Source organism: Bowdeniella nasicola (assembly GCF_001907295.1).
Classification (GTDB): domain Bacteria; phylum Actinomycetota; class Actinomycetes; order Actinomycetales; family Actinomycetaceae; genus Bowdeniella; species Bowdeniella nasicola.
In genome coordinates, this window is sequence record NZ_MQVR01000111.1 from 1 (window position 1) to 4,917 (window position 4,917).

Here is a 4,917-nt window from a genome sequence, read left to right on the forward strand (position 1 = left end):
GTGAGTTGTAGAAGATGAACTCGAGGATCACGCGGTGACCGCCCTGCTGTCCAGCACGACCACCCCGCTACACCACTATGAGGGACTCAACTAAGCGTGATCGAGCTCATCCGAGAAGGCGACGTGGACGTAACCAAGCTGATCTCGAAGATCTACCCAATCGACAAAACTGCCGATGCCTTCGCGGATTTACACCAGTCCCCCGGAAACTTCACCAAGATCCTGTTCCAGTTTTAAGAAGCACACGGGGTGTGCATGGAGCGGTATGCAAGAATCAAAGGACGGACACGGGGTGCGCTGACGCGCTGAGATCACACCCGTGGAACCTGCTCTAGTTCGAACTAGCGAAGGGATGTCTCGTGACGTCTACCCAACCTGCCCCCATCCACCCTGTCGTCTGGCAGCGCCCGCCCAGAGTCCTGTCGATCGCCGGCAGCGATCCCAGCGGCGGCGCCGGCATCCAAGCCGACCTCAAATCCATCACCGCAGCCGGAGGTTACGGCATGACCGCCATCACCGCGCTGACAGTGCAAAACACCCAAGGCGTTCGCGACGTGCACGCGCCAAGCCACGAGTTCCTCACCGCCCAACTTGAGGCACTCAGCGACGACATTGACATCGACGGCGTCAAAACCGGCATGCTCGCTACCGCCCAGATCATCGAGGCGGTGGCTACCTGGCTCGAAGCTCATCCGGTCCCGGTCCTCGTCGTGGATCCTGTCATGGTGGCCACCTCGGGAGATCGACTGCTGGACGAGGATGCTGAAGAAGCCATGCGAGACTTCTGCCGTCGAGCCACCGTGGTCACCCCCAACATCGGGGAGCTTGCCGTCCTGACCGGCCAATCTCCAGCCCAAAATGTCGAGCAAGTGCTTGAACAAGCCCGCTCCTGGTCGGCGGAGACAGGTGTGGCGGTGGTGGTCAAGACCGGTCACCTGGCCGGTATTGCGGATGCCACCAACTACCTCGTGAGCCCCGACGGCACCACACACGCCGCCCCGACCGCTCGGATCGAAACCTCTGCCACCCACGGCACCGGGTGCTCACTGTCTTCCGCGCTCGCGACCCGTTTGGCTGCGGGAGATGATCCGGAAATAGCGCTGGAGTGGGCGTCGCAGTGGCTCAACGAAGCCATCGCCCATGCGGAAAGCCTTGGGGTGGGCAAAGGTCACGGCCCCGTAGACCACAGCCGACGCGCCCGTCGCCTCAGCGCTGCGGCCAACACCCGCCCGTGGTTCGAGCCACTGCCCGGCGAGCTCCACACTCCCGACGATCTCCCACGCGCCGCTCACACCTCCCCACCGCGGGCTGTCCCCGTCGCTGGGCCATGGACACAAGCGCTGTGGGAAGCGGGCTGGCCCACATGGCAGGCCATCACCGAGTGCAGATTTGTCGACGGACTCGTCTCAGGCACACTGCCTGGGGACCAGTTTGCGTTCTATCTGGGTCAAGACGCCCTCTACCTCTCCGACTACTCCCGGGCGCTTGCCGCCTTGGCCGCCAGGAGCACCAACGCGCACCACGGCACCTTCTGGGCAGAAGGTTCCGCTGGGGTCATCCTCGTGGAGCGCGAGCTCCATCGCACCTGGCTGAAGGGCGTGTTTCCCGGCGAGCAAGGCCCGGTGACTAGCCACTACACATCCTTCCTCCTGGCTTCGACGCTGGGAGAGAACTACGCCGTCGGCGCCGCGTCGGTGCTGCCGTGCTACTGGCTGTACGCGGAGGCCGGAGCACTGATTCCCCCGGTGGGCGATGATCACCCCTACGCGGCCTGGCTACGCACCTACCAGGACCCGGCATTCACCGACGCCGCCCGCCGGGCCGTCGAGATTGTGGAAGAGACCCTCGATGGTGCCTCCCCAGCCGACAGATCTCGCGCCGCCCGCGCCCACCTGATGACCACCCGACATGAGCTGGAGTTCTTCGAGCAAGCCACCAGGTTGCTGCCCGCGGTGACACTCCCGTGACCGCCGACACCCCAGCTGTCTCGCTACCTCTTGAAGGCAGGGCTGCCCTGCGAGCCGGAGTGGTAGGCAACTGGATCGATAACATCCACGTCTTCCTCCCGGTCATGGCGCTCGCCCCGGCCATGACGGTCCTGGCGGGCCCAGACGCGGCTGCGCTCGGAGCGGTAGTGGTGATCGCCATGCTGCTCGGGCGACCCCTCGGCGGCATCATTTTCGGGCGTATCAGCGACACGTTGGGCCGCACCCGCACCACACGGTTGGCCATCGCCGGGACGGCGGCCTGCGCCCTAGGAATCGCGGTGATGCCCACCTATCTCTCCCTCGGTGCGGCGACGCTAGGCCTGATCCTGATACTGCGCTTTTTGGGTGGCATCTTCGTGGCAGGCGAATACTCAGCGGCAATCCCGCTGGCCATGGAATGGTCCCAGCCACGCCGTCGAGGGCTGATGTCTGGCCTGATCCTGTCCATGGCGCCCTGGGCGCAAGCCACCATCGCCTTCGCCACGGCCGCGCTGCTGACAGTGCTCGGTGAACAGTCCTATGCGACGTGGGGTTGGCGGAGCCTGTTCGTGGCAGGCGTGCTGGCGTCGCTGGGAATGCTCATCTACTACACCCGACACGTGGCCGACGCCCCGGTCTTTCACCGCCAGCACGCCCAGACCTCGCATGAGCGGGCTGGCTTGCCCGCCATCTTCACCGGCCGTTACGCGCCGATGTTTTGGCAGGTATTCACGTTGATGAGCGGGTTGTGGTTGCTCACCGACGTGACCGTGCTGATCCTTCCTGGCCGGTTAGTGGCCGACGCGGGGCTCAGCGCTACGCAGACCCCCATCATTATGGGGATCGCCTCTGTGGCGCAGGCCATTTTCATGGCGTTGGCGGGACACTCGTCGTCGATCACCGGCCGTCGCACCTTGTTCATTTCGTGGATGCTGGTGGCGGCCGTGGTATCTCCGTTCCTGTGGCTTGGGCTGATGGGAAGCTCCTCAGCCGTTGCGGTGGCCGGCCTGGCTGCCCTGCTCCAGGTGGTCACCGTCTCCGCATATGGCCCAGTGGCGGCTTATTTGAGTGAGCGGTTCCCCACTCAGGTTCGCTCGGCTGGATACGGCCTGGGCTACAGCCTTTCGCTGATCCTGCCCGCGTTGTATCCCTTCTATTTGCCCACGCTCGAAGACGTCTTCGGCCGCCAGGCCGCACCCATCCTCATGCTGGTGTTGGGCGCCACGTTGGTGATCGTGGGGGCCTTGTTGGGGCCGAGGCTTTCGTCGGCCGAGTTCGACGCCGACATCGACGACGTCGCAAACCATAGGCTGGAGACCATGCCGGCAGGAAGGCGCACCACATGAGTTTCGTCCAGAACTGGCGAGACGTTCTCGGATCGGTACGTGCCGCCGCGCCGCTGGTGCACTGCCTGAGCGCCACGGTCTCGATGGAAATCGTCGCCGACGGTCTACTTGCTGCCGGGGCGCGCCCGATGATGACCGAAACTCTCGACGAAGCCCCCATCGTCACCACAGCCGCCGACGCGGTGCTGATCAACCTGGGAACCCTCAGCACCGATGGCATGCTCGGCATTCCCGCCACCGTCGACGTGACCCGTGACCGCGGCGTGCCGTGGGTGCTCGACCCCACGGCGATCGGCTTGGCGCCTGTCCGAACCGCGCTAGCGCGCACCTTCGCTGACCTTGCCCCGACGGTCATCCGCGGCAATGCGTCGGAGATATTAGTGCTTGCCGATAAAGGCAGCGGGGGTCGCGGCGCAGATGCCACTACGTCCAGCCTTGAGGTGAGTGGAATCGCACACGCACTGGCCGGGCGGTTAGGCACGGTGGTTGCCATGTCTGGGGCCACCGATGTCATCTCGGACGGTTCTGATCTGTATCAAGTCACCGGAGGAGATGAGATGCTCACGCAAGTCACCGGAACTGGTTGCCTCTTGACGGCGCTGACGGCCGCCTGCTGCGTCGTCGCATCACCTGTTGACGCGGCCCTGGCGGCCAGTCGTTGGATGAAGGCCGCGGCCGAGACCGCTGCCGCGCGCAGCAGTGGGCCCGGCTCCTTCCGGATGCACCTACTCGACGCGCTCAATGAGGAGGCCCGATGAAGCCCTCACGCTCACGCAGCGACGTGGATTGGCGCTGCTATCTCGTGACCTCCGGGTTCGGGCGCGAGACCGTCGAGAAAGCCGCCGCAGCTGCTGCGGCCGGCGCGGGCGTGGTACAGGTGCGGCTCAAAGACGCCACCACCCGAGAACTCCTGGCCTTCACCATCGAGGTGGCAACCAGCGTGGCTGCAGTGGCACCGAGCACTCGAGTGCTAGTCGATGACCGCGCCGACGTCGCATTTGCTGCGATGCACACCGGCCACCCGGTTCACGGCGTCCACCTCGGCTGGGATGACCTGCCAGCAGCCGAGGCTCGCGCCATGCTCGGCCCAGACGCGATTATTGGGCTGACTACTGGCACGTTGCCGCTCGTCGAGGCTGCCGACGAGTTGGCCGACATCATCGACTACGTGGGCTGCGGCCCATTTCGCCGCACGCCAACGAAGGATTCCGGGCGTGAACCGCTAGGTGTGGAGGGATATCCGCCGCTGGTGGCCGCGACGTCTCTGCCGCTGGTGGCGATTGGCGATGTGACACCCAACGACGTGCCGGGTTTGGCTGAGGCTGGTGTGGCAGGCGTTGCCTTGGTCAGGGCGATCATGGATGCGCCGGATCCCTCGTCGGTGGTGCAGCAGGTGCTGGCCGGTTTCCGACATTGAGCGGGGGGCCGGTCTAGGCGTGTGCTGGTCTGCTTGGAGCGCAGAGCCTGGGCTCGAAAAACCTTCCGGGGTGAGGCGCAAACCGGCGCCGTCGAGTTGAGTCCCTCATAGTGGTGTAGCGGGGTGGTCGTGCTGGACAGCAGGGCGGTCACCGCGTGATCCTCGAGTTCATCTTCCACAACTCACT

General features: G+C 65.0%; 4 protein-coding genes and 1 riboswitch. All 4 genes read left to right on the forward strand.

The window, feature by feature from the left end; translation table 11 throughout:
- Positions 1 to 278: 278 nt before the first annotated feature.
- Positions 279 to 370: riboswitch (TPP riboswitch) on the forward strand.
- The 4 genes from BSZ39_RS12080 to BSZ39_RS12095 all read left to right on the forward strand — a co-directional run bounded on the left by BSZ39_RS12080 (position 360) and on the right by BSZ39_RS12095 (position 4,730).
- Positions 360 to 1,967 (forward strand): bifunctional hydroxymethylpyrimidine kinase/phosphomethylpyrimidine kinase, encoded by a 1,608-nt coding sequence (locus tag BSZ39_RS12080; RefSeq protein ID WP_083603336.1) that lies wholly within the window; start codon positions 360 to 362, stop codon positions 1,965 to 1,967. Its footprint overlaps the riboswitch before it by 11 nt.
- The gene (locus BSZ39_RS12085; protein ID WP_073717572.1) at positions 1,964 to 3,313 is read left to right on the forward strand and encodes an MFS transporter; all 1,350 of its coding nucleotides are present in this window, start codon (positions 1,964 to 1,966) and stop codon (positions 3,311 to 3,313) included. Before BSZ39_RS12080 ends, BSZ39_RS12085 begins: the two co-directional genes overlap by 4 nt.
- Entirely contained in the window at positions 3,310 to 4,071 is a 762-nt protein-coding gene (thiM, locus tag BSZ39_RS12090; protein ID WP_073717573.1) for a hydroxyethylthiazole kinase, read from the forward strand. The genes BSZ39_RS12085 and thiM overlap by 4 nt, the downstream gene beginning before the upstream one ends.
- Positions 4,068 to 4,730, forward strand: coding sequence for a thiamine phosphate synthase (locus BSZ39_RS12095; RefSeq protein WP_073717574.1), 663 nt, complete (start codon positions 4,068 to 4,070; stop codon positions 4,728 to 4,730). The genes thiM and BSZ39_RS12095 overlap by 4 nt, the downstream gene beginning before the upstream one ends.
- Positions 4,731 to 4,917: the final 187 nt, after the last annotated feature.